This window comes from Lacimicrobium sp. SS2-24, from assembly GCF_002201535.1.
Lineage (GTDB): Bacteria > Pseudomonadota > Gammaproteobacteria > Enterobacterales > Alteromonadaceae > Lacimicrobium.
In genome coordinates, this window is record NZ_NIWW01000017.1 from 1 (window position 1) to 5,029 (window position 5,029).

A 5,029-nucleotide genomic window follows, 5' to 3' on the forward strand; every position below is an offset into this window, starting at 1 on the left:
TCCCCCAGCGTGGATTGGATTTAAACTACTGTTATGCAGAATGAGCTGGGGAGAGAAGTGGTGCTGATAGGCAGATTCGAACTGCCGACCTCACCCTTACCAAGGGTGCGCTCTACCAACTGAGCTATATCAGCACTGTAATTGGAGCGGGCAGCGGGAATCGAACCCGCATCATCAGCTTGGAAGGCTGAGGTAATAGCCATTATACGATGCCCGCGTTCCTTATCTCTTGAGGCCACCTCATCCCAAGAACCTTGATGGACGTCAAGACTGAACGCGTCTTTCTGCCGCCCTAAGTGCTAGCCTATAGACTCACACTAAGAATATGGTGGAGGGGGCTGGATTCGAACCAGCGAAGGCTGAGCCGTCAGATTTACAGTCTGATCCCTTTGGCCACTCGGGAACCCCTCCAGATTGATGGTGCCGGCTGCCGGAGTCGAACTGGCGACCTACTGATTACAAGTCAGTTGCTCTACCAACTGAGCTAAGCCGGCACTGCATCAAGTGGGTGCGAATTCTAGAGTATCGTTTTGACATGCGCAATAGGAAAATAGGAAAAAATATCAGGTTTTGGCGCGTTTGCTCAATTTGCACCCAACACTGATTGTTTTCACAGCAATTAGGTGAAGAACTAGGCCTTTTTACTCACACATTCCGCCATCCCGATGAAAATAAGTTCGGGTTTAAAGCGAAACGCCCCACTCACTTGTGCAGAAATTAATTTGCCATCGCCACCACAAATAAAAATCTCGTGGTCATCAAACCTGGCCGCAAGGTAATGGCGTGCCCGGTCAATTAACCCTGATGCGAGCTGGAGACAACCCGAATCAACACAATCTTCTGTATTCTGGCCAACTTCACCGGTATACCATTCCGCTTGATTGACAGTCACCCCGGCCGTCTGTCTACTCAGACTCTGGCGCATTAGTTGAATTCCCGGGCAAATCCATCCCCCCAGATGCTGTCCTGTTGGGGCAACGAAATCACAGGTAATGGCGGTACCAAAATCCATTACGGCAAGGGGCCTGATGGACAGTGAACGGGCGCCAATCATGGCCAACCACCGGTCCAGTCCGAATCGCTGAGGATGTGAGTAAGCACAAGTCAAACCGGGATAAGAGTAAGAGGTGCTTAGGAGTTCATACTGACGTTTCTGCCCATCAAGAACTTGCAGCAGTGCAGAGAGTTTTTCTTTATGCCCTACCGATGCGATGTAGACATCCTGTACCTTCGACAACAACTGCACCAGCTGTGCGTTACTTTTCAGATCGCCCCACTCAATGATATGAGTAGGGGATTGCATCCTTGCGTACTTGGTGAGGCTATTACCAACATCCAGGCACAGAAAATCATGCATGAGGTCTGACACTGATTTCACCACCATAAAAAAGCTGCTTACCATTTTCCGTCTCTACCACCAACGCCCCCTGTTCATTGATGCCAAGGCACGTGCCGGTAAATTCTTTTGGACCACAGAGCAACCGTACCTTTTTATTTTCATACAGATTACTGCGATGCCATTCCTGCATAAAGACCGCCAGACCGTGCTCAGAAAATTGCCCTAGCGCATTAAAAAGTTCATCCAGTAAACAGGCTGCCAGTCTGTTGCGATCCACCGGTTGTCCGGATTCTGTATGGAGATCGGTCCACGGCTGATCGATTTGCTTAGTCTGATTGGCGGGTAGCTGAATATTGAGTCCTACGCCAATAAAACAGTGGCTGGTATCATCAAGTTGCCCCTCAACTTCCACCAGGATCCCCGCCAGTTTCTTGCCATTGAGGTAAACATCGTTTGGCCATTTAAGTTGAACAGTATCATAGCCCAAATGTCTCAAGGCTCTGACGACCGCAACACCGACTGCCAAACTCAGTCCACCAATCGCCTGATAGCCGCCCAAGAAGCCCCAGTACATCGATAAGTATAAACTCGCACCAAAAGGTGAAACCCAGTGCTTCCCTTGTCTGCCGCGCCCAGCAGTTTGTGCTTCTGCCAGACAACACCCACCAGGCTTGTGTAAGTCGGCTGTTTGCTTCAGATAAGAATTCGTGGAGTCAACAACATTCAAAAGGTCGAGAGGAGCATCATAATGCTGACAGTAACTGCGTATGAGTTGAGCATCCATTAATTGCAATTTTGTCGCCAGTTTGTAGCCCTTTCCCGTTACGCTGAAAATATCCAGTCCCAACTGCATAAGAGAATGGATATGTTTGCTCACCGCAGCTCTGGATATACCCAGCTCATTTCCCAGTCTCTCACCGGAGTAAAAGCCGCCCTGGATCAACTTTAACAGGATGCTGTTGCGTGTGGCTTGGGGCGTTCGACTCATAGTTCAACGGCTCCCCGGGCGCCGATCAATCTGACTTCGTTCTCGAGGTTAACACCAAACTCCTCACTGACACGCTGTTTGATTTCTCTCGCTAATTGCAGCAAGTCCTGAGGTTCTCCGGCGTGAAAATTGGCCAACACCAGAGGCTGCTGTTGATGACAAATAATGCCGCCAACGGTTTTGCCCTTAAACCCCAAGGTATCAATGAACCATGCAGCTGGCACTTTTACTTGCGTATCATTGACAACAAAGGCCGGTATTGTCGGCCACCGGGTTTTTAGAACAGCATATTCACTGACCGACAAATACGGGTTCTTGAAAAAGCTACCCGCGTTTCCAACCACCTGAGGATCCGGGAGCTTTTGCTTTCTGATCTTCACCACGGTATCAAATATCTCCCGAGCACTTGGGTTGCTCCCAAGAGATTTCAATTCACCATAGTCGGTTACACCCTGCCATTGTTTTGGAAACCTCAGCTGCACGCGCGTTATCATCCAACGGTGCATCCCGGCATGTTTGAAAATACTGTCACGATAACTAAAGTGGCAGTCCTGTGCCTGATAAAGGTGCACCTCCCGAGTATCCAGATGCACCGCTTCAACGCTGTGACAGAAATCAGCAAGCTCTCGCCCATATGCACCGATATTCTGGATCGGTGAAGCACCCACCGTTCCTGGTATCAATGCCAGATTTTCTGCCCCATAAATACCTTGTTCGAGCAGCCAAACCACTAGTCGATGCCAGTTCTCTCCGGCACCAACACTCACAACGTAATGGGTGTCTGTCTCGCTTACACTGACCCCCTTAATTGACACTTTCAGAATTGTGCCTTCAAAGTCCTCCAGAAAAACAGTATTGCTGCCATCACCAAGAACATACTGAGGGCCGTCGTCAAGTTCAGGAACTGATTTCAGACTCTCTATTTCGACCAGAGATTGGGCGCTGCTTTGAAAGCCAAAGGTATGATATGAAGCTAGATTAATCAAAATGCTCTGCATGGTTGGATGTTGGTGTTAGTTTAAGTAAGCAATGAGGCAAGGTCGAGCCTTTATCGCACACCAATATCTCGTTTTGAGAACCTGAACGCCATGACTTAGCAGGCTGATGAATCTTTGCCCCTCTCATAAAGCGACAGGCCAGGTTGGTGTTGATCCCCGTTGGCACTATCCCAATACCAGCACCTAAAAGGCATAGGTTAACCCCGGGCTAATCAGCAACACAATTCTGACAATCCTTGTCAGAGATTAAAGAGAATATTCGACGTTAACCTTACTCTGGCGTAAGGACTTCATATTTTTCACGCAATTGTTGCACCCATGAAGAATTGTTTGCTAACCAGGTATCAAACTCCTTGATCAATTCTGGGTGCATAGCCGTGGAAACACTAATAGGACTGCGGGCATCAGGCAGCTCCTCATCAAAAACCATGGCACCCGGTGTATTCCAAACATCTTTTAAGAGGCGATTCATAACCGAAACGTTAACAAACCCCCCATCTGTTCTGCCCATAACAACCATCTTTTTTACCGATTCCAGCGTGGATGTCTCAGCGACGGATATTCTGCCTGCTTCTATCGCTTTCATGTAGGGAAATGGCGTAAAACCTCTAACGGTAGCGATAGATTTTATCGTGTCATAGCCTGCGCCCTTTTTCTCAGGGGTCACCATGATACCATCGATATATATTGTGATCGGTTGGCTATACACCACTCCCTTTCCTTCTTTTGCATCACTTGCCCAGAAAGAGCTATCCGGTATTTTGAGATCGATTTTTTTAGAAATCATTTGGTCCATCAATCGCTTTATCGGCATAGGTTTATAGCTAAAGTTATGGGCACTATCTTCACCAAATTTATCCAGAAGATCCCTAAAAAAGCCTTTATACTGACCGTTTTCCACCTCTGCGAATGGCAGATAGTTGAGGTCTTCAACACCGACAACGTAGTCTTCGGCGCTGAGTGACAGAGAAAACAAAAATGAACCGAGAAAAATAATTTTAAAACAGTTACTCATCGACATTAGGCACCCTTAATTGATTTATGATCCTTCAAAACCTGATCTAAAACGTTACTGAGGGTGAGTCCATCCAACGAATCAAATAACGTTACTCATCTGTAGACTATGAGTGTAGACCAAAAACCATCACACCCGACTTATGTCATCAATGGTCAGAAATGCCTCTCTCCATACCCCACCGCTTAAAATCAATCATATGAAAAACATAGCCGAAATAATCACTCATCAGGCTTATACAAAGAAGTGAGCAGCAGACTGCTACATGGACGAGTGACAGATAGCTTCTGGCCGTTCTAACCCTGAACATTCAACTGTTGATGCCAATTAAAGATTCACATGGGGGTGAGCGAAGACCGTTATGCCAGTGGCATAACGCAGCTGAGCGAACGACGAGCAGGGGTAAGTCACGCCTGCAATCAGCGAAGACGTGGAGCTGATTGAGTGGTTTACGGAAGGCCACGGATGGCCGACCTGGACTTTTCCTGAAGGCAGGATGCCGTAAGCAAAAGCGAGGCTGTAGGCTATCACAAGGATGTGTGACAGATGATATTCACCGGCAAAACACTTACTGTTTAGACAATTCGATGGGTTGGGTTTCCCATGAATGGACACGCAGTGTCCTTAATGCAAAAAGCCCCTAGCTGATTACAGCTAGGGGCTCTTGCGTTATTGGGAGCCTGGCGGTG

4 protein-coding genes and 4 tRNA genes are annotated in these 5,029 nt (G+C 47.8%); all 8 read right to left on the reverse strand.

Going from position 1 to position 5,029, the window contains the following annotated elements:
• Positions 1 to 58 precede the first annotated feature (58 nt).
• The 8 genes from CCY32_RS16975 to CCY32_RS17010 all read right to left on the reverse strand — a co-directional run bounded on the left by CCY32_RS16975 (position 59) and on the right by CCY32_RS17010 (position 4,346).
• Positions 59 to 134, reverse strand: a tRNA-Thr gene (locus CCY32_RS16975).
• Between the two features lie 8 nt (positions 135 to 142).
• A tRNA-Gly gene (locus CCY32_RS16980) sits at positions 143 to 217 on the reverse strand.
• A 109-nt stretch (positions 218 to 326) separates the two neighbouring features.
• Positions 327 to 411: transfer RNA gene (locus tag CCY32_RS16985), tRNA-Tyr, on the reverse strand.
• 7 nt (positions 412 to 418) lie between these two features.
• Positions 419 to 494 (reverse strand) — tRNA-Thr (locus CCY32_RS16990).
• Positions 495 to 631: 137 nt separating this feature from the next.
• Positions 632 to 1,369, reverse strand: coding sequence for a type III pantothenate kinase (locus CCY32_RS16995; RefSeq protein WP_168171563.1), 738 nt, complete (start codon positions 1,367 to 1,369; stop codon positions 632 to 634).
• Complete coding sequence (gene birA / locus CCY32_RS17000; RefSeq protein WP_088332875.1) at positions 1,350 to 2,327, reverse strand: bifunctional biotin--[acetyl-CoA-carboxylase] ligase/biotin operon repressor BirA; 978 nt, start codon at positions 2,325 to 2,327, stop codon at positions 1,350 to 1,352. Before birA ends, CCY32_RS16995 begins: the two co-directional genes overlap by 20 nt.
• Entirely contained in the window at positions 2,324 to 3,313 is a 990-nt protein-coding gene (gene murB / locus CCY32_RS17005) for a UDP-N-acetylmuramate dehydrogenase (RefSeq protein ID WP_246840659.1), read from the reverse strand. The genes birA and murB overlap by 4 nt, the downstream gene beginning before the upstream one ends.
• A 283-nt stretch (positions 3,314 to 3,596) precedes the next feature.
• Positions 3,597 to 4,346: a transporter substrate-binding domain-containing protein gene (locus CCY32_RS17010; protein WP_088332879.1), complete on the reverse strand. Its 750-nt coding sequence runs from the start codon at positions 4,344 to 4,346 to the stop codon at positions 3,597 to 3,599.
• Positions 4,347 to 5,029: the final 683 nt, after the last annotated feature.

Bases quoted from the DNA above. Each gene is read 5' to 3' on its own strand.
- birA (WP_088332875.1), bottom strand. From the start codon at position 2,327: ATGAGTCGAACGCCCCAAGCCACACGCAACAGCATCCTGTTAAAGTTG.
- CCY32_RS17010 (WP_088332879.1), bottom strand. From the start codon at position 4,346: ATGTCGATGAGTAACTGTTTTAAAATTATTTTTCTCGGTTCATTTTTG.